The organism is Mycolicibacterium tusciae, from assembly GCF_002086795.1.
In the GTDB taxonomy this organism is placed as follows: Bacteria; Actinomycetota; Actinomycetes; order Mycobacteriales; family Mycobacteriaceae; genus Mycobacterium; species Mycobacterium tusciae.
On sequence record NZ_MVIM01000018.1, the window covers coordinates 1 to 22,132 of the forward strand.

The window sequence follows — 22,132 nt, forward strand, 5'->3', positions numbered from 1 at the left end:
GCCCCCACCCCCCGCTGCCCCGGCGCCACCGGCCTGACCCGAAGGGCGCGATAACGTCTGCGGCGTGATCGTGCTGTTGCCGCCGTCGGAGACCAAGCATCCCGGCGGCGACGGGCCACCGCTGCGCCTGGACGCGCTGTCATACCCCGAGCTGACGCCGCTGCGCGCCGAACTCGTCGACGAGCTGGTCGAGCTGGCCGCCGACGAGTCGGCGTGCAGTCGCGCACTCGGGCTCTCGGCTTCTCAACACGCCGAGATCGAGCGCAACGCCGCACTATGCGATGCGGCGACGCTGCCTGCTATCGACCGCTACACCGGCGTGTTGTACGACGCGCTCGACATCGCATCGCTGACGCGCGTCGCGGCGAGCCGTGCCCGGGCCAGGCTCGCAGTCGGCTCGGCACTGTTCGGGCTACTGCACGCCGACGATCACATACCCGCATACCGGCTCTCCGCGACATCGAAGCTGCCCGGTCAACCCGCCCTGTCGACGCGCTGGCGACCACTGCTCGAGCCGGCGCTCGCAAAGGTCGCAGCGCATGAGCTGGTCGTCGACCTGCGGTCAGGCTCGTACGCGTCGCTCGGAAGGTTGCCCGATGCCGTGCGGGTCGACGTCGTGTCCGAGAATTCTGACGGCAAGCGCACGGTGGTCAGCCACTTCAACAAGGCGCACAAAGGGCGGCTGGCCCGCGCGCTGGCCTCCACCCGATCCGAGCCTGACACCGCGGCCGCGGTCGCGACGATCGGGCGGCGCGCCGGCATGCGCATCGAACGCGAAGGCAGTCACTTGACGGTAGTGGTGCCGACTTGATGCGGTCAGAAACGACTTTGCCGCCAATACAATTCGCGTTCTAGATGGGAGCGATCAAGTCCGTCGTGTAGAACTCCGCCGGATTCTGCGAGAACCTGTCTGGGCGACTGATGAACACCCAGGCGCCCGTCGCCCATGGCTCGATGGAGTCCTGCAGAGAGGTCGACCCCGCGCCGGCGCCATCGGTGTTCAACGAAGTCTGCGCGACGCCGGGATCGGCACCCCAACAATGCTGCGCAGGGGTACGCGGTACCTGGATCATCCTGACGTCGTAACGCATGTTCGGCACGGCGGTAGCGAGCTGAACGTCAGCGGTCAGCGTGGAACCGTCCGACCGCAACGTGCCGAGCGGCCTCCCCATCCCGCTCGGGCCGTTGTAGTCGGTCTCGCTGAAATCGCAGCGGCGCAGAATCTGCGAGAACGGCAACACGGTGCCGCCCGCTCCAGCGGCGACCCCCGCGTCGTTGGTACCGTCGGCGAGCGCTGCCGCAGGAGGCGCCGCCAAAACCATCGCTGCCGTCAGCGTCAAAATCCGCGTCGTTCGTCGCATAGTCCCGAGTAAATCACCGATCAGTGGCGCGATGGGCAATTCCGGCCGGTCGATCGATCGGCAGGGCAGCACCGTCGCGCTCCCGTACGGTTGAGTCATGACGGTGTTGCCGGACGTTGCGGCCGTACGGAAGCAGCTGGGACGCAGCCTGTTCGGTTTGGTTGCGGGCCCGGACGGTCCGGAGAAGCGTTCCCGCATTCACGACACGCCCGGCCCGCGGTGGTTCGACGAGGACCGCCCGATTCGCCGTGTGCACGCCGACGCGTCGATGTTCGTCGGCGGGCTGCGCGCACTCCTGCTGCAGTCCCTGCATCCGCTGGCGATGGCGGGCGTCGCCCAGCACTCCGACTATCGGGGTGACCCGTGGGGCCGCCTTCAGCGCACCAGCACCTTTCTTGCGGTGACCACATTCGGTACGGCTACCGATGCGCAGCGCGCGGTCGATCGGGTGCGCGGTATCCACCGACGGGTGAGCGGTGTGGCTCCCGACGGCAGGCCCTATACCGCCGGCGACCCGCACCTGCTCGAGTGGGTACACATCGCGGAGGTCGACAGCTTCCTGCTCGCGCACCAGCTTTACGGGGCGCACCCGCTCGATCAGAGTGGCCGGGACGGATATGTGGCCGACACCGCCCGCGTCGCCACGGCACTCGGTGTCGTCGACCCGCCGCGGACTGAGCGGGAACTGGCCGAACGTATCGAAGCCTTCCGCCCGGAGTTGACGAGCACGCAGTCGGCCCGAGAGGCGGCCCGCTACTTGTTGTTGACTCCCCCGCTGCCCGTTTTCGCGCGAGCTCCTTACGGTCTGCTCGCGGCGACGTCGGTGGCGATGTTGCCGCCATGGGCACGGTTGCCGCTGCGGCTGCCCTACTTTCCGCCGGTCGAGGCCACGCTCATCCGGCTGTCGGGCCGTGTCGTCGTCGGCGGAATCCGGTGGGCACTGACCGCGACCAGTTGAGTCAGTCCCGGCACTCGACCACGTCGTACACGCCGTCGGCGTAGAGCGACCGGATGTGCTTTTTGTCGAACTTGCCGACGCTGGTCTTGGGCACCTCGTCGATGAAGGTCCACCGCTCGGGCAGCCAGAAGCGGGCCACCTTGTCGCACAGGTGGTCTCGCAGCTCCTGCGCACTGGATGACGCGTCGCTCTTGATCACAACGGCCGCCAGCGGTCGTTCCTGCCAACGCTCGTCGGGCACCGCCACCACAGCGGCCTCCAGCACCGCGGGATGTTCCATGATGCACAGCTCGAGTTCCACCGACGAGATCCACTCGCCGCCCGACTTGATCACGTCCTTGGCGCGGTCGGTGAGCGTGATGAATCCCTGCGGGTCGACTCGACCGACGTCGCCGGTACGCAGCCAGCCGTCGTGAAACTTCGCAGCATCGGCATTCTGGTAATACCATCCCGTGATCCACGGTCCGCGAATCTCTATCTCGCCCACAGCTTTACCGTCGTTCGGCAGCACTGCGCCCGCGTCGTCGACGATGCGGATTTCGACACCGCATGCGACCCGGCCTGCCGAGGCCCGCAAGGTCCAGGCATCTTCCCCGGTGACCTCGGGCGGCGGCGTCGCGATCGCGGCCAGCGGAGACGTCTCGGTCATGCCCCAGCCCTGACGAATGACCACACCGAAGTGCTGCTCGTACTCCTTCATCATTCCCAGTGGCACGGCCGACCCGCCGCAGCACACCGTCTTCAACGAGGAGATGTCCCGCTCGGGATGGGCGTGCAGATACTGCAGTACGTCGTTCCAGATCGTCGGGACCGCCGCCGCGAAGGTGGGCCGGTGCAGCTCGATCATGTCGACGAGTGGCTCGGCCTGCAGGTACTTGTCGGGCAATAGAAGGTCGGCCCCGGCCATCACGGCCGCATATGGCTGCCCCCAGGCGTTGGCGTGAAACATCGGCACAACCGCCAGCACCCGATCACCGTCGACCAGGCCGATCGCGTTGGCGGTGTTGACGCTCATCGAATGCAGATATGTCGATCTGTGGCTGTAGACAACGCCTTTGGGATTTCCCGTGGTGCCGCTGGTGTAACACATTGCGGCTGCCGACTTCTCGTCTAGTTCGGGCCAGTCGTACGTAGTGGGCTGGCCTTCGAGCAGGTCGTCGTAGCGGATGACGTTCCTGCCCGACGCCGCCAGCGGTCCGGGATCTCCCTCGCCAACCGTGACCACGGTATGCACCGTCGTCAGGTTCGGTAGCACCGCGGTGAACAAGGGAAGTATCGACATATCCACCAGCACAATGGAATCCTCGGCCTGGTTGGCGATGAACGCGATCTGCTCACCGACCAGCCGAATGTTCAGGGTGTGCAGCACTGAACCCATGCACGGGATGGCGAAGTACGCCTCGAGATGCTCCTGATTGTTCGGCATGAACGTGGCGACGCGCTGTCCGGCCGTGGCACCGAGCTGTCGCAGGCCGTGCGCGAGTTGAGCGACGCGCGTACCGAGTTCGCCGAAACTGATCTCGCGGTAGCCGTCGGCCGTCCGGGAAATCACTTTGCGACCGGAATACCACGTGGTCCCATGCCGCAGGATCCCGGTCACGGTCAGCGGAAAGTCTTGCATCGTGCTGTCCATGTCACCCCCAAGGCGCATCGTTGGCAGGCATTCATGATTGCCGATCACCGCAGCAGTTCGGGAGGAAACGCACAACGTGCCCGTTAGCATCACTCGACATGGCGCAGTACGGGTATCCGCCGGTCGGCCCACCGAAGCCTCCGGTCTCCGGCGGTGATATCGCTGTCTCCGTCACCGCGCTCATCCTGACGGTGGTAATGGGCGCGGTTGCGTCGTTTCTCGGACTCTTCTCGCTCGCGTTCATCGACTCGTGTCCACCGGCGAGCTGCAGCGTGGGGCGCCGTCACCGCGGTCATGCTGGCGCTCGGTATCGCCGCGGTCATCGGCGTGGTGGGCCTCGTCGTGACGGTGGTGCAAATGTTCCGCCGGAAGCGCAGCTGGCCGTTCGCGGTTGCGACGCTGGCGCTGTGCACGATCACGGTGTTCCTCGGCGGCGTCGGCTACGTGCTCGCCGTCGGATGAACCGAGGCGGCCGGCCATTGGCCGAATCGCGCCTCTGACTCGGCGGAGTCACCTACCGTTTCAAGGGTGGAGATAGACCCTGCACCAGAAACTGAAGCCCCCGGCCTGGTACCGGTCGGGGCACTGCGCTCAGGGGACCCAATCACCGATGTCAACGGTGGCGGTCAGCACTACATCGTTCTGGAGTCCAAGAAACTCGGCGAAAGCTGCGTCGTTCTCGAGCTGGAATCCAAGGCCAACGACCAGATCAGGGTAATCGAGGCGTCCTTCCCTGCCGACTACGTGATGAGCCTCACGCCTCGCCATCCCATTCTGTGATCTGGCGCTAGCCGCGTGCTTCGTTGGAGACTCATGCAAACCCCGACGAAACGGAGCACCGAATGCTGCGCGACATCCGTGAACTGACCGAATCGCCAGAGGAGTACGCGGCCGAACTGCGTAGGCGCTGGGGCGGATTGTTGAGCTACCGCTACATCGGGCGCAGCTACGCGTCGATGGATCTCGTCACCGAGGACAACACCGTCACGCTGCGCCACGACATGCGTAACCCCGCGGGCGGAGTGCTGCTCGCCGTGTACGGCATCTCGGCGCCAGAGAGCGGTCATATGTCGGACCTGGAGGCCGTGCCCAACCCCGTTATCCACTCATGCCAAATCGTCGACGCCGGCCGTGACGTTCGCCGAATCGAGATCATCTCCGAGGAACTCAAGGTCGGCCGCCAAATGGGGTACAGCCGCGCGAAGATCGTCGACGCGGATCGTCCCGACCGTGTGCTCGCGCTGATCGAAGGTCAGGGCGTGACGATCGGCACGCCGCCTGAGGGGCTCGAACGAATGGAGGCGAATCCCCTTGAGGTCGTGGACTCCCCCGATCTGCCTCCGCTGTGGAAGGTGTTCGGCGGCTATCGACGGTCCGACGGGAACTGGGGTCTGCCCGAGCTCGCAGCGGAAGTCGCGTCGCCGGACGCAGCGCTGCACATCGGACCTCAATTCGTCATTCTCGAGACGGCGGCCGCCGATGCCGCAGCCATCCTTGCGGGGACCGACCGCATCCAGGGCGTTTCGACGCATGTGATGTTCCTCGCGCGCGGCAAGGTCGGTCCGTTCCGGGTCGAGACCGAGCCGATGAACGGTGCCGACGGCATGATCGCGGTGCGCGTGCTCATGCGCGACGAGGGGAACGGGCACCGGTTGATCACGACGGCGTCCTACCAGTTCCGCCCGGTGTAGCGCCGAGAGCGGCGAGGCGGCATGCGACACTTTGGCCATGGTTGTCGCAATCGCCCGTCCCAAGCTCGAAGGCAACATCGCTGTCGGCGATGATCGCCAGATCGGATTCGCCGAATTCGGAGACCCCCAGGGCCGCGCCATTTTCTGGCTGCACGGAACGCCCGGCGCCCGGCGCCAGATCCCGATGGAAGCCCGCGTCTTCGCCGAACAGCAGCACATCCGGTTGATCGGAGTGGACCGGCCGGGCATCGGCTCGTCCACGCAGCACAGCTATGACACCGTCGTCGCCTTCGCCGACGATCTGCGCACCATCGCCGACACGCTGGGCATCGACAAGTTCGTCGTCGTCGGCCTGTCGGGTGGTGGGCCGTACACGCTCGGCTGCGCGGCGGCATTGCCCGATCGCATCGTCGCCGCCGGCGTCATCGGTGGGGTCGCCCCCACCATGGGTTCAGACGCCATCACCGGGGGGCTGATGGGCAATCTCGGTACGCGGGTCGCCCCGCTGCTGCAGGTGGCCGGAACCCCTATCGGACTGCTCGCCAGCGCCATCATCCGGCTGATCCGCCCCGTCGCATCACCCGCCGCCGACCTGTACGGCCGGGTCTCGCCGGAGGCCGACCGCAGACTGCTGGCCCGCCCGGAGATCAAAGCGATGTTCCTCGACGACATCCTCAACGGCAGCCGCAAGCAGATGGCGGCGCCGTTCTCCGACGTCGTCGTCTTCGCCAGGGACTGGGGTTTCCGGCTGAGCGACATCAAGGTGCCCGTCCGCTGGTGGCACGGCGATGCCGACCACATCGTGCCGTACGCGCACGGGCAGCATGTGGTGTCGCGGCTGGCCGATGCCGAGCTTTATCCGATGCCCGGCGAAAGCCACCTCGCCGGACTCGGCCGAGCCGAGGAGATCCTGCACACGATGCTCAAGGTGTGGGACGAATACGGCTCCTAGCGTGCCGGCCCATTTTTGACCCCGCGCGGTGCTGGGGTCGCGTTCAGCCGATCAGCGCTTGAGCCAGGCTGCGACGGCGTCCAGGTCTCTGGAGTACGTCATGAGAAAATCGTCGTGGTACAGCGCACCACCGCTGATCTTGTCGTCTCCCTGCCAGATCACGTGCACGCGCACCGGGCTACGGGTGTAGTAGTCCGTGCGTTCCGTGTCCCGACGATGCCACCCGGCTGCCACGGCGCGCTCGGACAGCTGGTTGCGCTCGGTGGCTGCTGTCATTGGGTATTCCTCCTGTGTCGCCCGCCTAGGTTATCGGGTCCTCGGGAAAGGTTTGTGCCGATGATCGGCTTGCAGTTCTTCACCGCTGATATCACCGAGCTCGCGTGTACGTGAGCCTCTCCGATGTTCCGACGATAGGCGTTGAGGAGGAATTCCTCCTCATCGACCCCGTGAGCCGCTTGCCGCAACCAGTCGGCGAACGCGTGGTCGCGGGCGCGAAGCACGCGATCGGCGAGTTGGTCTCCGGGGAGTTCGCACAATGTCAGCTCGAGGTCAAAACGCCACCCTGCAGCACGGCCGCGCGACTGCGAGCAGAACTGATGCGGCTGCGAACGGCCGTGGATACGGCCGCCGCGGCGGAAGGCGTCCGGATCTGCGCGTCCGGCACCGTCGTGCTCGACGACGGTTTGCCTCCCGCCGTCGGCAGTCATCCGCGCTACCGGGCCGGGCTCGCGCAGTATCGCGCGATGATGGATGACTTCGCGCTGTCCGCCCTCCACGTGCATGTGCATCTGCCTGATCGAGACATTGCGGTGTTGGTCTGCAACCACCTGCGGCCGTGGCTGCCCTTGCTCGTCGCGCTGAGCGCCAATTCACCCTTCTACCACGCAAAGGACACCGGCTATGCGAGCTGGCGGGCGGTGATTCGAAGTCGTTTTCCATGCCTGGGCCCGCCGCCATACGCTGAATCGCTGACGCATTCCGAGGAGATCGCCAAGATGATCGCCGCCTCTGAGGCCATGCTCGACGCCGCGACCCCGTTCTGGGATGTCCGCCTGAACCCGCGGCTACCCACGTTGGAAGTGCGCGCCATGGACGTCACAACCGATGTCGACGACGCCGTCGCTGTCGCCGTATTGATCAGAGCGCTCGTCACCACCGCCACGACCCTGGCCATCGCCGGCGACCCCGGTCCGCGTATCAGCGCCGAAGTGCTGCGCAGCGCATATTGGCGCGCGGCCCGCGATGGGTGGTGCGGAAACGGTGTCGACGCAATCACGGGACACATCCTCCCCACAGCCGCCCAGCTCGAAAATCTTGTCGCACACGTCGGGGCTGCGCTGAAATCCGCGGGTGACACGACGGTCGTCGACGCGCTGCTGGACCGCCTGACCGCACGCGGAACCGGTGCCGAGATGCAACGCGCATCCGCCCAGCGGCGAGGCACGCTCACCGACGTTGTCGACGACCTGATGGCGACGACGGCGCGAAGGTGAGGACCAGGACATCGCGCCACGCGGGCTCGTCGGGATCACGCGGCCGAATCGGTGAGACACCGTGCAGAGTCCTGCGGTCGTCACCGAGCAACAGCGTGCCGGGCTCGTGCATCGTCGTCTCCATCAGGCGAAACCCTTCGGGGTCGCACACCGTGCTCGCACCCCCGACCGCGTTGTGGCGGCTGATCAACAAGGAGCTGACCAGCGTGACACCGTCGCGGTGCAAGCCCTCGGGCGTGGGATTGCCGCCTCCGGCCGCGGTCGCGACGACGCGAAAGGGCGTCACCTGGGCGTGCCATTCGTCGCAGGGATCGAGCTCGACGGCAAGCTCCCCCAGTAGCACGAGAAGGCCGCGCAACATCGGATCGGACATGAACCCTTCTGTCAGGCCAAGGAAATGGCGCTCCCGGTCGACATACAACGGGTTGGAGCCGTCGGGCTGGACGAATGCGCAGAGCGGCATCGGCTCCGCCGTCCGGTCCGCTGAGTTGTACAGGTAGTGCCCATACCGTCGCAGGCGCTGCGTGCCGAGTTCTGCGGCATAGGGATCGCGCACCAGCTCGTCCCAGTGAGCACCGAAAAGGTGCCACGCCGCCGCGCCGACGCCAAGGCATGCATTCACCTCCGCGGGTGCCATCAGATAGGTGCCCGTTTCGCGCAGTTGTCGGAGTGCCATCGTCATCGCCGGACTTGGATACCCGGCCGCGACGAGCTGATGCCGTCAACGTCGAAATTGCGTCGACCTCTCGTGATCGGTCAGCTCAGCGCGCGGCGCAGCAGGTGCATCGCGACGGTGGTCGACCGTTCACGGACGTCGGACCGGTTACCGGGTAACCGCATCCGGCGCACATCGGTGGTGCCGTCGGCGAGCTTCACGCAGAAACAGACCGTGCCCACCGGCTTGTCCTCGGAGCCGCCACCCGGCCCGGCGATTCCCGTGATCGCGACCGCGGTGTCGGCGGCAAACCGGCGCAACGCCCCCTCGGCCATCGCCTCGGCGACAATTTCCGACACCGCGCCGTGCGCTTCGATGAGTGCCGGGTCCACGCCGAGAAGTTCGGACTTGGCCTCGTTCGAGTAGGAGACCACTCCTCCCGCGACGTACGCCGACGATCCGGGCAGATCCGTCAGCCGGGCCGCCACCAGACCCGCCGTGCAGGATTCGGCGGTAGCGATCGTCCGTCCGGCCAGCAACGCCGCAACCTGATCGTCGACGGTGGCGCCGTCCTCGGAGAAGATCTCGCCGCCATGGCGCTCGCGCAGCAGCCTCATCAGGTCGGCGTACACGGCGGCGGCGTCCGGTTCGTAGCGGGTCACCATCTCGATTTCGCCGCGCCGAAGGCAGGTGGTGATCTCGAGCCGTTCGAAACCGTCGACGTGCGCTTCGGCCTCGCGCAGCGTGTCGGCGAGCCCCGACTCCGGCAGACCGAACATCCGCACCATCTCCTGTTGGTACGTCGTCCGGCCGGCGATCGCCTCCTGCACCGCAGGCGTTTGCAGAGCAGACGGCCACATCGGCTGCAGCTCGCGCGGCGGGCCGGGCAACACGACGACCGTCGGTTTCCCCGGTACAACGACGCCCGGCGCGGTGCCGACCGGATAAATGACGTGGGCACCCTCGGGTATCAGTGCCTGCTTGCGGTTGGCTGCGCGGACCGCCTCCAGATCGACGTTGGGGTAGCGCGCCATCAGGCGTTGCACGATGTCGGCGATCTTGACCTCGAGCTCGTTGTCCAACACCAACTCTCGGCCGCAGAACCGGGCCACCGTCGCGACCGTCATATCGTCGGCGGTCGGGCCCAGACCTCCGCTCGTGACGATGAGGTCCACACCCTCGGTGGCGAGGAACCGCAGTTGCGCCTCGATGTCGTCCGGCCGGTCCCCGCAGATGGTGATGTGCGCGAGTTCGACACCCAGCTCGAGCAGTCGGTCAGCGATCCACGGCCCATTGCGGTCGGTCACCCTTCCGGTGAGGACTTCGGTTCCGGTCACCACGATGCCCGCGCGTGCGCTCACGCCGTACGACACTACGCATCTCGGACGTGGGACACGAAGGGCGGTAATGTCGTTCCGCATGACTGCGCCGAGGTCGCTGCGGGAGCTCTTCGATCAGCTCGGCCTCGCCGAGGTCCCGTCGACCGACGACAGCGTGATCATGGAGATGCCCGTCGACGAACGCACCGTCAACACCGCGGGCGGACTGCAGGGCGGGTTGATCGCCACGATGGCCGACGTGACCGCGGGCCAACTCGCCGCCCGGGCCACACCGTTCGGGCACGCGATCGCCACGACCGATCTCTTCATTCGCTATCTGCGGCCGATCAAGGTCGGGCCGGCCCGTGCGGTCGCGCGCATCCTTCGCACCGGCAAGCGGTCCGTCGTCGTCCAGGTGGACATCTACCGGGCCAACGACGACCAGATCGGTGCCACGGCGACGGTCAACTTCGCCGCCGTCGACTGATCGGGCGCTCTATTCGGTGCGGGCCAGCACCTCGCGGACGATGTCGAGCGTCGTCGCCGGGTGGAGGAAGGCGAAGCGGCCGACTGTCTCCCCCTCCCATTTGGTGGGCGGGATGAACGCCACCTCGTCCTCGTGCAGTCGCTGCGCCCACGCGTCGTAGTCGACGGCGCTCCAGCCGAGCCGGCGGAACAGCACCACGCCGAGATCCGGCTCGCGGATCAATTCCAGTTGGGGTGCGGCGCGGATCAGCTCCGCGGTCTGACGTGCGAGCGCCGCGGCGACCTCGATGGCCTGTCGATAGGCCTCCAGGCCGTACACCGCGAGGGAGAACCACAGCGGCAATCCCCGCGCCCGCCGCGTGAGGTGATACGCGTAGTCCGACGGATTCCACTCGCCGGTCGAGGTGTGAATGACGTCGAGATACGACGCGTCCTGAGTGTGGGTCGCCCTTGCCAGCTCGGGATCGCGGTACAACAGCGCACAGCAGTCGAACGGTGTGAACAGCCATTTGTGGGGGTCCAGGATGAACGAGTCGGCCTGTTCGAGCCCGATGTACTTCGGCCGCAGTGACCGGGCGAAGATGCCGGAACCGCCGTATGCACCGTCGACGTGGAACCACCAACCACGTTCTCGCGCAAGCGCTCCGACGCCGGCGAGGTCGTCGATGATGCCCGCGTTGGTCGTGCCGGACGTGCACACCACGGCGGCGATGTTCTGCGCGTCGGCGGGCACCGCCGCGCGAACAGTGTCGGCGGTGAGCCGGTGATCCGGCGTCTCGACCACCAATGCGTCCATCTCGAGCAGCCGCAGGGTGTTGACGATCGACGAGTGCGCATCGGATCCGACCACCACCCGCAGTCGGCCGGTCGCACCACGCTTCTTCGCGGTCTCGCGCGCCACCGCGAGCGCCGACAGGTTCCCCGCCGAGCCACCTGAGACGAAGCATCCGCCCGATGTCGTCGGCATCCCGGCTTCGTGTGCGATCACGCGCAGCACCGAATTCTCGGCCGCGATCGCGCCCGAGGCCTCCAGCCAAGAGATGCCTTGAATCGAGGCGCACGACACCAACATGTCGAACGCCAGACTGGCTTTCGTCGGCGCGGCCGGAATGAAGCCGAGGAAGCGCGGACTGTCCGCGGAGATGACGCTCGGGGCGATCACCGAGGTGTAGACGCCGAACACCTCATCCGGCGGTCGCGGCGTCTCGCGGATCACTCCGTCGAGTCGCTCGTAGAGCTCGTCGATCGCCAACGTGCCCTTGTCGAGTGGGACCGGGCTCATACGCAGCCGGTTCTCGGCGTAGGCCAGCACACTGCGCAGCATGTTCTCGGTGTTCTGGTCGACTTCATGCATGCCTGAAGTCTGGCACCGGTGCGCCCCGGCCGAGCGGGATTAACCCAGCGGCAGCGGCTTGTGCGGAACGTCGGTCACCAGTCCGCCGTCCATGACGAACTCGGCGCCCGTCGCGAACGACGACTCGTCGCTGACCAGGAACACTACGAACGGCGCGACCTCTTCGGACTGGCCGGGCCGCCGCAGCGGCGCGGTCACCATGTCGTCGGGGAAATGCTTCGTCATCGGGGTGCGAATGAAGCCCGGATGAATCGAGTTGACCCGGATGTTCTTGGGGCCCAGTTCGATCGCCGCCGACTTGGCCAGTCCGCGGACCGCCCACTTCGATGCGACGTAGGGGTGCACCATCGGTGCGCCGCGCAGTCCCTCGATGGACGACACGTTGATGATCGAGCCGCCACCCGCCTTCTTCATCTCTTCGACGACGGCCTGCATGCCCAGGAAGGTGCCGGTCAGGTTGACGTCGATGACCTGCTGCCATTTGGCCATGTCGAACTTGCCGATCTGGCCAAGCGCGACGATCGCGGCGTTGTTGACGAGCGCGGTGACCTTGCCGAACGCCTCGACGGCGACATTGACCGCCGCTTCCCATTGCTCGGCATCGGTGACGTCGAGATGGACATAGCGCGCCGATTCTCCAAGTTCATCGGCCAGCGCCTTGCCCTCCTCGTCGAGGATGTCCCCGATGACCACCTTTCCGCCCTCGGCGACCAGCGCCCTGGCGTGAGCGGCCCCCATACCGCGAGCTCCGCCACTGATCAGTGCCACTTTTCCGTCCACGCGTCCCATGGGGCGTCAGGTTACCGCACCACCTCGAGGAACTAGAACCTGTTCCAATTTCGGAGGGCAGCTTGCATACTGCTCGCCATGGCAATTCGCGTCGCACTCCTCGGCACCGGCAACTGCGGCAGCCTGGCGCTGCGGCAACTGATCACCGACGCGCGCTTCGACCTGACCGGCGTGTGGGTGTCGACGGAGGCCAAGGTGGGCAAGGACGCCGGCGAGCTCGCCCGGCTGGATGTCACCACGGGCATCACCGCGACCAACGACCTCGAGGCCATCGTCGCCGCAAAGCCCGACTGCGTCGTCTACACCGCCATGGGCGACACGCGCCCCCGCGAGGCACTTGCCGACGTGCGCACGTTCTTGTCCGCGGGCATCAACGTCGTCGGATCGAGCGTCGGCGCGCTCCAGTATCCGTGGGGACTGCTTCCCGACAAGGCCATTCAGAAAGTGGAAGACGCTGCGCGCGAAGGAGATTCGACCGTCTTCTTCACCGGAGTCGATCCGGGCTTCTGCACCGACCTGCTGCCTTTCGCGCTGGCCGGCACGTGTCAGAGCATCGAACAAATCCGCACGATGGAGATCGCCGACTACGCCACCTACGACGGTGAGACGGTGATGTTCGACGTGATGGGCTTCGGCAACGCGATCGGCGATCTGCCGATCCTCTATCAGCCGGGCGTGCTGTCCATCGCCTGGGGCACCGCCATCCGCCAGCTCGCCGCCGGCCTTGGCATCGAGGTCGACGAGATTCGCGATTCCGTCGAACAGGAGCCGGCTCCCGAGGACCTGCACGTCGCCGTCGGCACGATCAAGAAAGGCACCGTCGCCGCGGTCCGCTTCCTGATCGAGGGCATGGTCGGCGGGAAGCCGGTGATCGTCGTCGAACATGTCACGCGACTGGACCCCGATCTGCGTCCGGACTGGGCCCAGCCCGCTCATCCGGGTGGCTCGTATCGAGTCGAGATCACCGGTGAGCCGTCGTACTTCTGCGACATCGTGCCGATGAGCCGCAACGGCGGCGCCCCGTACGCGGCCATCCTGGCCGCCGCGGGCCGCATCGTGAACGCGATCCCCGACGTCGTCGCCGCACCCGCGGGCATCCGGACCACCTTGGATATGCCGCTCGTGACCGGAAAGGGTGTCGTCGCAGCCACGTAGGCTGGGGCGCGATGACCGCGCAGCCCGTGGCCGAGGACCCCACTGCCGAGATCGCCGCAAGTGAACCGGGGGCGCACGTCGGTGCCTTTTTCGACCTCGACGGCACCCTGGTGGACGGCTTCACCGCAGCGGCGCACGCCAGCGACCGCTTCAAACGCAGGCAGGCCGGCATCGGCGAGATCCTGGGGGTCTTCGAAGCGGCGATGCGTTACCGACTTCGCCGGATGCGGTTCGAACATCTGTTGACCAGGGCGGCGGGTTATCTCCGCGGCGAGAGGCTGGCCGACCTCGACGACGTCTGCGAGCGAATCTTCGTCGACAGTCTGGCCACCCGGGTCTTTCCGGTCATGCGCGAGATCGTCGCGGCGCATCAGGAACGCGGCCATACCGTGGTGCTCACCACCTCGGCAGTGACCATCCATGCCCACCCGGTCGCCCGCTATCTCGAGATCGACCACGTGCTGTGCAACCACTTCACGCTCGACGGTGACGGCCGCCTGACCGGTCAAATCGAGAAACCCGTCGTCTGGGGGCGGAACAAGGCCAGCGCGGCAACGCGTTTCTGCGACGTCAATCAGGTTGACCTGCAACGCAGTTACTTCTACGCCGACGGCGACGAGGACGCGGTGTTGATGGCGATGGTCGGCAACCCCCGGCCGGTGAACCCGCGCCCGAAACTCGCCACGCTGGCCGCCGACCACGACTGGCCGGTCCTTCGCGTCGTCGGCAACCGCGGGCGACGGCGCCCGTCGTTACGCAGGTTCGTCGGCTACGACTGACAGGAGCATCGGTGCCGGACAAATTCAACGACATCGCCGCGGTCATCGCGACCAGGGACTACGCCGCCGCCCGCGCCTGGTACATCCGGGTCATCGGCCGCGAACCCGACCTGGAACCGATCGAAGGCGTCGGCGAGTGGCAGATCGCCGCGACCGCGTGGCTTCAAATCGTCGAGGATCACGACCGGGCGGGCAAGACCGCGGTGCGTCTCGGGGTCGACGACCTGGGGGCGCAGATCTCGGCATTGGAGGCCGAGGGCATCGCGACCGGTGAACTCGTGGTGATCGCCGATCTGGTCAAGGTCGTCGACGTCGCCGATCCGGACGGCAACGAGGTTTCCTTCGTCCAGGACCTGACCGGCGAATAGCCCTCATCTGCCGGCAATACCCCCCGAACGGTCACAACCGCCCGACGACGTACTAAACTAGAACACGTTCCAATTCGTGATCCGGGCCCATCGAGGAGCAGTCATGCGCACCCCCATCTGCGACGAACTCAACATCGAGTATCCGATTTTCGCCTTCACCCATTGCCGGGACGTGGTGGTCGCCGTCAGCAAGGCCGGCGGATTCGGCGTGCTCGGCGCGGTCGGCTTCTCCCCTGAGCAGCTCGAGATCGAGCTGAACTGGATCGACGACAACATCGGCGACCATCCCTACGGCGTCGACATCGTCATCCCCAACAAGTACGAGGGCATGGACTCGACCGACCTCGATCCCGAGGTGCTCAAGAAGACGCTCAACGACCTGGTGCCGCAGGAGCACATCGACTTCGCGAAGAAGGTGCTGGCCGACCACGGCGTTCCCGTCGAGCACAGCGACGACGACGCACTGCAGCTGCTCGGCTGGACCGAGGCCACCGCCACCCCGCAGGTCGAGGTCGCGCTGCAGCACCCGAAGTGCACCCTGATCGCGAACGCGCTCGGCACCCCGCCCGCCGACATGATCAAACACATCCACGACGAGGGACGTAAGGTCGCCGCGCTGTGCGGCTCGCCGTCGCAGGCGCGCAAGCATGCCGATGCCGGTGTCGACATCATCATCGCCCAGGGCGGCGAGGCGGGCGGACACTGCGGTGAGATCGGCTCGATCGTGCTGTGGCCGCAGGTCGTCAAGGAGGTTGCACCCGTTCCCGTGCTCGCCGCGGGTGGAATCGGCAGCGGTCAGCAGATCGCCGCGGCGCTGGCGCTCGGCGCGCAGGGCGCGTGGACTGGCTCGCAGTGGGTGGTGGTCGAGGAATCCGAGCACACCCCAGTGCAGCACGCCGCGTACGTCAAGGCCGAGAGCCGCGACACCGTGCGCAGCCGGTCCTTCACCGGTAAGCCCGCGCGGATGCTGCGCAACGACTGGACCGAGGCGTGGGAGAACCCGGACAACCCGAAGCCGCTGGGAATGCCGTTGCAGTACATGGTGTCCGGGATGGCGGTGGCAGCCACGCACAAGTACCCCAACGAGAGTGTCGACGTCGCGTTCAACCCCATCGGCCAGGTCGTCGGCCAGTTCACCAAGGTGGAGAAGTCCTCGGCCGTGATCGAGCGGTGGGTGCAGGAGTACCTCGAGGCGACCGCCACGCTCAACGAGCTCAATGAGGCTGCGTCTGTTTGATCGCCGCCGCGTGCGCCGGCTTTCTGATCGCCGTCCTGTGGATGGACCTGATGTTCGACAGCCAGGTCCTTCGACACCGCGGCAGGGACGTCCTGCCGGAGGCGGTGCTCGCGTCGATCTCCGGGTACTACTGCCGGGCCACGACGACATCGCGGCCGATGAGTTATCTCATCGCGCTGGTGATGGCGATCCTGTTGGGCGCGCTCGCGGTTCGGTTCCTCACCGGCGATGATCCTTTGTGGCTGATCGCGACCAGTGTCGTGCTGGCCGGCTTTCCGATTGCCTTGGCCATGGCGCGCACGGTTCGCAGCGCCGTTCGCCTCGGGGCGCGCACCGACGATCTCGCCGAACAGTCTCGGTTGGCGCGAGCGGTGTGCGTTGACCACCTGGTGTGCCTGGCCTGCCTGTCGGGCTTTCTTGTCGTCTGGCTGACGCTCGCGGGCTGAACCCCGGCCGCTCGGCGTTGTGTTGGCCCGGCGATTATGTAAGGTGTCATACATAGCAAGCCGGACGGAGGTCCACGCGCATGGTCAGTCCCCGCGAGCGAATGGTCATATCGGCCGCTCTCCTCATTCGCGAGCGCGGCGCCCACCCGACCGCCATCGCCGACGTGCTGGAGCACAGCGGAGCCCCGCGCGGATCGGCCTACCATTACTTCCCCGGCGGGCGCACCCAGCTGCTGTGCGAAGCGATCGACTACGCGGGCGAGTACATCGCGGCGAAGATCGCCAAAGCCGAATCCGGCATCGACGCACTCGACAGGTTGTTCGCCGACTATCGAAAGCAGTTGCTGAACAGTGACTTTCGCGCGGGGTGTCCCGTCGTCGCCGTCAGTGTGGAGTCGGGTGACCCCGAGAAGCCCGACGCCGCCGCGGCGGTGATCGAGCGCGCGGCCGCGGCCTTCAGTCGATGGACGGACCTCATCACCACCCGCCTGATATCGGACGGCGTCCCCAAGCCGCGCGCCGCCGAACTCGCCATGCTGACAACCACATCCGTCGAAGGCGCGATCGTCGTCGCGCGCGCATCTCGAGACGTCACGGCTCTCGACCTCGTTCATGGCCAGCTACGCGCCCTCGTACTGGCCGAGACCTCGGAAAGGAAATCCGGAGATGACTAATCAGGACGTCGCCGCCGTAGCGGCTCCAGAAGATTGGCACCCGACCGCGTGCATCCTCTGCGAATGCAATTGCGGGATCGTCGTCCAACTCGACGGCCGCAAGCTGGCGAAGATCCGCGGCGACAAGGAGCATCCCGCCTCGCAGGGATACACCTGCAACAAGGCGCTACGGCTGGACCACTACCAGAACAATCGCAGCCGACTGACCTCTCCCATGCGCCGACGTCCCGACGGTAGCTACGAGGAGATCGACTGGGACACAGCGGTCACCGAGATCGCGGCGGGCTTCAAACGCATCGCCGACACCTACGGTGGCGACAAGATCTTCTACTACGGCGGCGGCGGGCAGGGCAACCATCTCGGCGGCGCGTACAGCGGCGCATTCCTCAAGGCGCTCGGCTCGCACTACCGTTCCAATGCGCTCGCCCAGGAGAAGACAGGCGAAGCGTGGGTGGACGCCCACCTCTACGGCGGCCATACGCGAGGCGAGTTCGAGCACGCCGAAGTATCGGTGTTCATCGGTAAGAACCCGTGGATGTCGCAGAGCTTCCCGCGGGCGAGAACGGTGCTCAACGACATCGCCAAAGACCCCGAGCGCGCCATGATCGTCATCGACCCGGTGATCACCGACACCGCGAAGATGGCCGACATCCACCTGCGCGTGCGACCAGGCACCGACGCGTGGGCGTTGGCGGCCCTGGCCGCGGTGGTCGCGCAGGAAGACCTGTGCGACAAGGAGTTTCTCGCCGAGCACGTCAACGGTGTCGACCCCGTGCTGGAAATCCTGCGCACTGTCGACGTCGCCGACTACGCGCTGCGGTGCGGCGTCGACGAGGAATCGATTCGCGCGGCGGCGCGACGGATCGGTGCCGCTACGAGCGTGTCCGTCTTCGAGGACCTGGGCATCCAACAGGCCCCCAACAGCACACTGTGCTCCTATCTCAACAAGCTGCTCTGGATCCTTACCGGAAATTTTGCGAAACGCGGTGCCCAGCACCTACATTCGTCCTTCGGTCCGCTGTTCCGTCACACTCCCGACGTCGGCCGCACACCGGTCACCGGTGCCCCCATCGTCGGCGGGCTGATCCCCAGCAACGTCGTACCGCAGGAGATGCTGGGCGATCACCCGGACCGGTTCCGAGCCATGATCGTCGAGAGCAGTAATCCCGCCCATTCGCTGGCGGATTCCCACGCGTGCCGCGAGGCGTTCAGCGCGCTGGAACTGATGGTGGTGATCGACGTCGCGATGACGGAAACCGCGCGTCTGGCCCACTACGTGCTGCCGGCGGCATCGCAGTACGAGAAGGCCGAGTCGACCTTCTTCAACCTCGAATTTCCGCACAACACCTTCCATTTGCGGCACCGATTGATGGAGCCCCTCGAGGGAACCCTCCCCGAGCCGGAGATCTGGGCCCGTCTGGTGCGGGCGCTCGGCGTGGTCGACGACGAGGAGCTCGAACCGCTGCGGCGCGCCGCAGCCGAAGGTCGCGAGGCATTCACCGTTGCCTTCCTGCAGGCTGTGGGCGCCAGTCCGATGCTCGGCAAGGTACTCCCCTACGTGCTGTACGAAACGCTGGGACCGACTCTGCCCGAAGGGCTTTCGGGAGCCGCGGCACTGTGGGGGCTCGCCCAGAAGGCGGCCATGACGTATCCCCAAGCGGTGCAACGGGCCGGGCACGCCGACGGCAACGCGCTGTTCGACGCGATCCTGTCGAGTCGCTCCGGCGTCACGTTCACGGTGCACGAATACGACGACGACTTCGCGTTGATCACGCACGCCGATAAGAAGATCGCGCTGGCGATGCCGGAGATGCTCGACGAGATCCGCGGTCTGTCCGACGCGCAACCGCACTTCACGACACCCGACTTCCCCATCGTGCTCTCCGCCGGCGAACGTCGCGCCTACACGGCGAACGACATTTTCCGCGACCCGACGTGGCGCAAGCGCGACGCCGACGGCGCGCTGCGGGTCAGCCTCGAGGACGCCGAGGCATTCGGCCTGGTCCACGGTGCGCGGGCCCGCATCACCACCGCGGCGGGCAGCGCGGAAGCGAGCGTCGAGATCAGCGAGGCGATGCTACCGGGTCACGCGTCACTGCCCAACGGGTTCGGTCTCGACTTCGTGGACGGGGAGGGCCGGGAACACGTTCCTGGCGTGGCGCCGAATGCGTTGACGTCGTCTGACTGGCGTGATGCGTACGCCGGCACACCGTGGCACAAGCATGTGCCCGCCCGGATCGAAGCGGTGCCCACGAGGATCGCAGCGGTGGGCGCCGCCTCTAGTCAGCCAGCAGACGCCCCGTAGCTCGTTCAAGAACCTGGCGCCGACTGCTTGTCCCGTGGTCGGCGGCAATGAAGTGGTTGGCGATCGCCAGCGAGAAGGCGAGCATGGCGCGCGCCTCGACATCGTCGGCGTCATCGTTGAAGGCGCCGATCAGCGCGCGCAGGTACTCCATTCGCCGGTTGTCCACGCGCCGTAAACGTTTGGCGACCGACTTGTCGCGGCGCGCCCAGTCGCGCACCGCGAGGTCAATCGGCAGTAGCTGCTTGGAGAAGGTGAGCATGCCCGCCCTGCGCACCTTGTCCCGCGCATCTCCACCTTCGGCCTCCACCCGGTCGAGAACCTCGTCGGTGCTGCGGTGCTCCCACTCTTCCAGCAGCGCATCGAGCAAGGCTCCCCTGCTGTCGAAGTGGTGGTAGAAGCCGCCACGGGTGACTTCCAACGATTTCGCGAGAAGGTCTACCCGCACCGCATCCGGTCCGCCCGCCGCAAGCGCTTCCAGCCCGGCGTCGATCCACGTGCCACGGGGCGTGCGGGTCTGGGCGACCATGATCCTCCAGCTGAGTTGACGGGGCTTGACCACTGCGGTCAACCAAGCATACAGTACTGTATGTTTGGTTCCGCGATACTCGACAAGAGCGAGCACATGCAGCGGCCGTGGCGAATCCACGACCTTGCCAAGGATTTTCAGGTTCTCGATGTGTGGGCACTGCCGACACCCGGTGGTGAAGGCGACTTCAGACAACTGGTCGACCTATGGTCGACGTTCGATCCGGGAAAGTCCTCTCCCGTCGTGCGGGCCCTGTTCGCCATTCGGTGGACCCTCGGCAGGTTACTGGGCCTCGACCGGACCGACGCGGGTCTGGGCGCACGCGTCGAGACGTTGCGGGACCGGCTTCCAGACGACTTGCGTGACGCCCGAAACGATCTCGCGAGAGACGGGTCTCCATTCAGTCCGCTGTACCTCACCGACGATGAGTTCGCGATGGAGATCGCGAACCAGACGGTGCACGGTGTCCTGCATGTCGGGTGGGTGCCCGACGCGGCCGGGGGCTCGCGACAGTTTCGCGGACAGATGGCCGTTCTCGTCCGCCCCAATGGCGCGTTCGGTGTCGCGTACATGGCGGCGATTGCTCCGTTTCGCCACCTGATCGTCTACCCGCTGATGATGCGCGACATCGGTCGAGCCTGGCGGGAGCGCCGCAGCGGGTCCGCTCCCTCTCAACGGGGACTTCGGTGAAGCGCGCCGCGACCGCCCAAACCGTCGCCCGTCAGATCACGCCGCCTCCCGGCACCCGATCGGCGAGCACGCTCGGCCGCGTCGACTATGAAGATGCATTCGTCATCGACGTCTGCAAGCCGTCCGCTCTATCCGCCGAGCAGTGGATGCGCACAATCCTGGAAGGCGCGCCCGCAGCGGTGAGGCTTCAGCTGCTGTCCGGCTGGTCTGCACTCGGCCTCAGGGTGAGCCTGTCGAAAGCAGACCGATCGGTGCTCGGCTGGCAGATCCGCACGGCAGAACCGGATTTCGTACTGCTGGGAGCTGAGTCACGGCTCGGCATGCCCGCGGAGCTGCTCTTGAGGCGTGAGACCGACCGGTTGCTATTTGCCACCTTCGTGCGCCACGACAATGCGTTGGTCCGCGCGCTGTGGGCGCCCGTGGTGCCCACTCATGTACGGATGGTGCAGGAACTGCTGGCAAGGGTCGGCAGCGACGTCCGATCCTGACCGCTACGGGGTCGGCGGCGCAGGCGCAGCGGGAGGCGCGGGAGCAGTAACCGGCAGCGGCGCGCCTGGAGCCGGCGGGGGCGCCGCGGGCATCTGCTGCGCCGGATTCGCCGAGAGCCCCGGCGGCGGTGTGGCGTTGGCGTTCATCGGCCGCTGCGTCAGCAGGAGCAGAGCGTCCTTACCGCTGACCTCCTGCGTCTGAACGGCATGCCAGAGGTCACGGAGGTAGGAACCGCCGGCGCTCGGTTGCGGGGTCATGCTGGTGCCCGGGGGCAAGTTCTCGGGGCTGGCCAGGTGCGGGACCTCCGCGGGCGGTGCGGCATCGCCCGGGACGGGAGCGGCAGCCGGCGAGGCGGGCGTTTCCGGTGCAGCAGGCGCGGGGGCGGCTGCCGGCACGAGGGGTGCGGGCGCAGCGACGGGCTGCGCCGGCGGCGCCGCGGGCGCAGGACCCGGAAGAACGGGTGCCACGACCGCGGGGGGTGCGGGAGGCGGTACAGGAACGCCGGGATCGGCCTGCGCCGTCGTCGCTCCTGCCAGCAGCGCAGCGAGTGTTCCCACGCCCGCGAGGGCCACTGTCGCGGCCTTCACCTCTATGTCGATTCCCACCGGAGCCCCCTTCCGCAACCTGGACCGAATCCCGTCTAACGAATGCTTCAGTTTGATCGTCAAAATTGTTACACCTGGGTCCCGAGTGAACAACCGGTCAGATTCAAGCGGGCTGTGGGAACACGTTCTACTTCGGAGTATCTGTAACCGCCCGCAGCGGGCCCCAA

Annotated in this window: 26 protein-coding genes; 17 read left to right on the top strand and 9 right to left on the bottom strand. The window is 66.6% G+C overall.

Features of this window, described 5'->3' with window-relative positions; all coding sequences use genetic code 11:
* The first annotated feature begins 64 nt into the window (after window positions 1–64).
* On the top strand, window positions 65–811 hold the full coding sequence (gene yaaA, locus BST47_RS24795) for a peroxide stress protein YaaA (RefSeq protein ID WP_083128344.1): 747 nt from the start codon (window positions 65–67) through the stop codon (window positions 809–811).
* A 40-nt stretch (window positions 812–851) separates the two neighbouring features.
* Here the strand turns inward: yaaA and BST47_RS24800 are convergent, their stop codons facing one another.
* Window positions 852–1,361: a hypothetical protein gene (locus BST47_RS24800; protein ID WP_083128441.1), complete on the bottom strand. Its 510-nt coding sequence runs from the start codon at window positions 1,359–1,361 to the stop codon at window positions 852–854.
* 97 nt (window positions 1,362–1,458) lie between these two features.
* On the opposite strand from BST47_RS24800, the gene BST47_RS24805 reads away from it, so the two are divergent.
* On the top strand, window positions 1,459–2,319 hold the full coding sequence (locus tag BST47_RS24805) for an oxygenase MpaB family protein (protein WP_083128345.1): 861 nt from the start codon (window positions 1,459–1,461) through the stop codon (window positions 2,317–2,319).
* A gap of 1 nt (window position 2,320) precedes the next feature.
* On the opposite strand, the gene BST47_RS24810 is transcribed toward BST47_RS24805, so the two are convergent.
* Window positions 2,321–3,952, bottom strand: a complete 1,632-nt coding sequence (locus BST47_RS24810; RefSeq protein WP_083128346.1) for a long-chain fatty acid--CoA ligase — start codon at window positions 3,950–3,952, stop codon at window positions 2,321–2,323.
* Between the two features lie 294 nt (window positions 3,953–4,246).
* On the opposite strand from BST47_RS24810, the gene BST47_RS31545 reads away from it, so the two are divergent.
* The 4 genes from BST47_RS31545 to BST47_RS24830 all read left to right on the top strand — a co-directional run bounded on the left by BST47_RS31545 (window position 4,247) and on the right by BST47_RS24830 (window position 6,595).
* On the top strand, window positions 4,247–4,414 hold the full coding sequence (locus BST47_RS31545) for a hypothetical protein (RefSeq protein WP_337360522.1): 168 nt from the start codon (window positions 4,247–4,249) through the stop codon (window positions 4,412–4,414).
* A 66-nt stretch (window positions 4,415–4,480) separates the two neighbouring features.
* Window positions 4,481–4,732, top strand: coding sequence for a hypothetical protein (locus tag BST47_RS24820; protein ID WP_207568693.1), 252 nt, complete (start codon window positions 4,481–4,483; stop codon window positions 4,730–4,732).
* Window positions 4,733–4,794: 62 nt separating this feature from the next.
* Entirely contained in the window at window positions 4,795–5,643 is an 849-nt protein-coding gene (locus tag BST47_RS24825; protein WP_083128347.1) for a hypothetical protein, read from the top strand.
* 37 nt (window positions 5,644–5,680) lie between these two features.
* Window positions 5,681–6,595 carry an alpha/beta fold hydrolase gene (locus BST47_RS24830; RefSeq protein WP_083128348.1) on the top strand — a complete coding sequence of 305 codons (915 nt, stop codon included), beginning with the start codon at window positions 5,681–5,683 and terminating at the stop codon, window positions 6,593–6,595.
* Window positions 6,596–6,646: 51 nt separating this feature from the next.
* Here BST47_RS24830 and BST47_RS24835 read toward each other — a convergent pair whose 3' ends face one another.
* The gene (locus BST47_RS24835) at window positions 6,647–6,871 is read right to left on the bottom strand and encodes a hypothetical protein (RefSeq protein ID WP_083128349.1); all 225 of its coding nucleotides are present in this window, start codon (window positions 6,869–6,871) and stop codon (window positions 6,647–6,649) included.
* A gap of 104 nt (window positions 6,872–6,975) precedes the next feature.
* On the opposite strand from BST47_RS24835, the gene BST47_RS24840 reads away from it, so the two are divergent.
* Window positions 6,976–8,088: a carboxylate-amine ligase gene (locus BST47_RS24840; RefSeq protein WP_234809849.1), complete on the top strand. Its 1,113-nt coding sequence runs from the start codon at window positions 6,976–6,978 to the stop codon at window positions 8,086–8,088.
* Here BST47_RS24840 and BST47_RS24845 read toward each other — a convergent pair.
* A complete protein-coding gene (locus BST47_RS24845) occupies window positions 8,042–8,770 on the bottom strand; it encodes a 2OG-Fe dioxygenase family protein (RefSeq protein WP_083128350.1) in 729 nt (242 codons plus the stop codon). The genes BST47_RS24840 and BST47_RS24845 overlap by 47 nt on opposite strands.
* A 74-nt stretch (window positions 8,771–8,844) precedes the next feature.
* Window positions 8,845–10,104: a competence/damage-inducible protein A gene (locus tag BST47_RS24850; RefSeq protein ID WP_083128444.1), complete on the bottom strand. Its 1,260-nt coding sequence runs from the start codon at window positions 10,102–10,104 to the stop codon at window positions 8,845–8,847.
* Between the two features lie 58 nt (window positions 10,105–10,162).
* Here BST47_RS24850 and BST47_RS24855 point away from each other — a divergent pair, with 58 nt between their 5' ends.
* Window positions 10,163–10,549 carry a PaaI family thioesterase gene (locus tag BST47_RS24855; RefSeq protein WP_083128445.1) on the top strand — a complete coding sequence of 129 codons (387 nt, stop codon included), beginning with the start codon at window positions 10,163–10,165 and terminating at the stop codon, window positions 10,547–10,549.
* A 9-nt stretch (window positions 10,550–10,558) separates the two neighbouring features.
* On the opposite strand, the gene BST47_RS24860 is transcribed toward BST47_RS24855, so the two are convergent.
* Both BST47_RS24860 and BST47_RS24865 read right to left on the bottom strand, forming a co-directional pair.
* A complete protein-coding gene (locus BST47_RS24860; protein ID WP_083128351.1) occupies window positions 10,559–11,902 on the bottom strand; it encodes a pyridoxal phosphate-dependent decarboxylase family protein in 1,344 nt (447 codons plus the stop codon).
* Window positions 11,903–11,941: 39 nt separating this feature from the next.
* A complete protein-coding gene (locus BST47_RS24865; protein ID WP_083128352.1) occupies window positions 11,942–12,691 on the bottom strand; it encodes a glucose 1-dehydrogenase in 750 nt (249 codons plus the stop codon).
* Window positions 12,692–12,769: 78 nt separating this feature from the next.
* Between BST47_RS24865 and BST47_RS24870 the strand changes: the two genes are divergently transcribed.
* From BST47_RS24870 to BST47_RS24900, 7 genes are all read left to right on the top strand, one after another.
* Window positions 12,770–13,846 (top strand): NAD(P)H-dependent amine dehydrogenase family protein, encoded by a 1,077-nt coding sequence (locus tag BST47_RS24870; RefSeq protein WP_083128353.1) that lies wholly within the window; start codon window positions 12,770–12,772, stop codon window positions 13,844–13,846.
* An 11-nt stretch (window positions 13,847–13,857) separates the two neighbouring features.
* Complete coding sequence (locus BST47_RS24875) at window positions 13,858–14,625, top strand: HAD family hydrolase (RefSeq protein WP_083128354.1); 768 nt, start codon at window positions 13,858–13,860, stop codon at window positions 14,623–14,625.
* 11 nt (window positions 14,626–14,636) lie between these two features.
* Window positions 14,637–14,993 (top strand): VOC family protein, encoded by a 357-nt coding sequence (locus tag BST47_RS24880; protein ID WP_234809850.1) that lies wholly within the window; start codon window positions 14,637–14,639, stop codon window positions 14,991–14,993.
* A 103-nt stretch (window positions 14,994–15,096) separates the two neighbouring features.
* Window positions 15,097–16,230, top strand: a complete 1,134-nt coding sequence (locus BST47_RS24885) for a nitronate monooxygenase (protein WP_083128356.1) — start codon at window positions 15,097–15,099, stop codon at window positions 16,228–16,230.
* Window positions 16,227–16,676, top strand: coding sequence for a hypothetical protein (locus BST47_RS24890; protein WP_234809851.1), 450 nt, complete (start codon window positions 16,227–16,229; stop codon window positions 16,674–16,676). The genes BST47_RS24885 and BST47_RS24890 overlap by 4 nt, the downstream gene beginning before the upstream one ends.
* Before the next feature lie 80 nt (window positions 16,677–16,756).
* The gene (locus BST47_RS24895) at window positions 16,757–17,350 is read left to right on the top strand and encodes a TetR/AcrR family transcriptional regulator (RefSeq protein WP_083128357.1); all 594 of its coding nucleotides are present in this window, start codon (window positions 16,757–16,759) and stop codon (window positions 17,348–17,350) included.
* Entirely contained in the window at window positions 17,343–19,655 is a 2,313-nt protein-coding gene (locus BST47_RS24900) for a molybdopterin-dependent oxidoreductase (protein ID WP_083128358.1), read from the top strand. The genes BST47_RS24895 and BST47_RS24900 overlap by 8 nt, the downstream gene beginning before the upstream one ends.
* On the opposite strand, the gene BST47_RS24905 is transcribed toward BST47_RS24900, so the two are convergent.
* A complete protein-coding gene (locus tag BST47_RS24905; protein ID WP_083128359.1) occupies window positions 19,630–20,181 on the bottom strand; it encodes a TetR/AcrR family transcriptional regulator in 552 nt (183 codons plus the stop codon). The genes BST47_RS24900 and BST47_RS24905 overlap by 26 nt on opposite strands.
* Window positions 20,182–20,241: 60 nt before the next feature.
* Here BST47_RS24905 and BST47_RS24910 point away from each other — a divergent pair, with 60 nt between their 5' ends.
* A complete protein-coding gene (locus BST47_RS24910) occupies window positions 20,242–20,871 on the top strand; it encodes a DUF2867 domain-containing protein (RefSeq protein ID WP_083128360.1) in 630 nt (209 codons plus the stop codon).
* The gene (locus BST47_RS24915; RefSeq protein ID WP_083128361.1) at window positions 20,868–21,359 is read left to right on the top strand and encodes a hypothetical protein; all 492 of its coding nucleotides are present in this window, start codon (window positions 20,868–20,870) and stop codon (window positions 21,357–21,359) included. Before BST47_RS24910 ends, BST47_RS24915 begins: the two co-directional genes overlap by 4 nt.
* A 3-nt stretch (window positions 21,360–21,362) precedes the next feature.
* On the opposite strand, the gene BST47_RS24920 is transcribed toward BST47_RS24915, so the two are convergent.
* Window positions 21,363–21,965: a hypothetical protein gene (locus tag BST47_RS24920; protein ID WP_083128362.1), complete on the bottom strand. Its 603-nt coding sequence runs from the start codon at window positions 21,963–21,965 to the stop codon at window positions 21,363–21,365.
* Window positions 21,966–22,132 lie beyond the last annotated feature (167 nt).

Excerpts from the sequence above, each read along its gene's own strand:
- BST47_RS31545 (WP_337360522.1), top strand. The coding sequence starts at position 4,247 with ATGCTGGCGCTCGGTATCGCCGCGGTCATCGGCGTGGTGGGCCTCGTC.
- BST47_RS24885 (WP_083128356.1), top strand. The coding sequence starts at position 15,097 with ATGCGCACCCCCATCTGCGACGAACTCAACATCGAGTATCCGATTTTC.
- BST47_RS24865 (WP_083128352.1), bottom strand. The coding sequence starts at position 12,691 with ATGGGACGCGTGGACGGAAAAGTGGCACTGATCAGTGGCGGAGCTCGC.
- BST47_RS24810 (WP_083128346.1), bottom strand. The coding sequence starts at position 3,952 with ATGGACAGCACGATGCAAGACTTTCCGCTGACCGTGACCGGGATCCTG.
- BST47_RS24870 (WP_083128353.1), top strand. The coding sequence starts at position 12,770 with ATGGCAATTCGCGTCGCACTCCTCGGCACCGGCAACTGCGGCAGCCTG.
- BST47_RS24835 (WP_083128349.1), bottom strand. The coding sequence starts at position 6,871 with ATGACAGCAGCCACCGAGCGCAACCAGCTGTCCGAGCGCGCCGTGGCA.
- BST47_RS24830 (WP_083128348.1), top strand. The coding sequence starts at position 5,681 with ATGGTTGTCGCAATCGCCCGTCCCAAGCTCGAAGGCAACATCGCTGTC.
- BST47_RS24895 (WP_083128357.1), top strand. The coding sequence starts at position 16,757 with ATGGTCAGTCCCCGCGAGCGAATGGTCATATCGGCCGCTCTCCTCATT.
- BST47_RS24825 (WP_083128347.1), top strand. The coding sequence starts at position 4,795 with ATGCTGCGCGACATCCGTGAACTGACCGAATCGCCAGAGGAGTACGCG.
- BST47_RS24800 (WP_083128441.1), bottom strand. The coding sequence starts at position 1,361 with ATGCGACGAACGACGCGGATTTTGACGCTGACGGCAGCGATGGTTTTG.
- BST47_RS24875 (WP_083128354.1), top strand. The coding sequence starts at position 13,858 with ATGACCGCGCAGCCCGTGGCCGAGGACCCCACTGCCGAGATCGCCGCA.
- BST47_RS24910 (WP_083128360.1), top strand. The coding sequence starts at position 20,242 with ATGTTTGGTTCCGCGATACTCGACAAGAGCGAGCACATGCAGCGGCCG.
- BST47_RS24860 (WP_083128351.1), bottom strand. The coding sequence starts at position 11,902 with ATGCATGAAGTCGACCAGAACACCGAGAACATGCTGCGCAGTGTGCTG.
- BST47_RS24905 (WP_083128359.1), bottom strand. The coding sequence starts at position 20,181 with ATGGTCGCCCAGACCCGCACGCCCCGTGGCACGTGGATCGACGCCGGG.
- BST47_RS24805 (WP_083128345.1), top strand. The coding sequence starts at position 1,459 with ATGACGGTGTTGCCGGACGTTGCGGCCGTACGGAAGCAGCTGGGACGC.
- BST47_RS24855 (WP_083128445.1), top strand. The coding sequence starts at position 10,163 with ATGACTGCGCCGAGGTCGCTGCGGGAGCTCTTCGATCAGCTCGGCCTC.
- BST47_RS24900 (WP_083128358.1), top strand. The coding sequence starts at position 17,343 with ATGACTAATCAGGACGTCGCCGCCGTAGCGGCTCCAGAAGATTGGCAC.
- BST47_RS24845 (WP_083128350.1), bottom strand. The coding sequence starts at position 8,770 with ATGACGATGGCACTCCGACAACTGCGCGAAACGGGCACCTATCTGATG.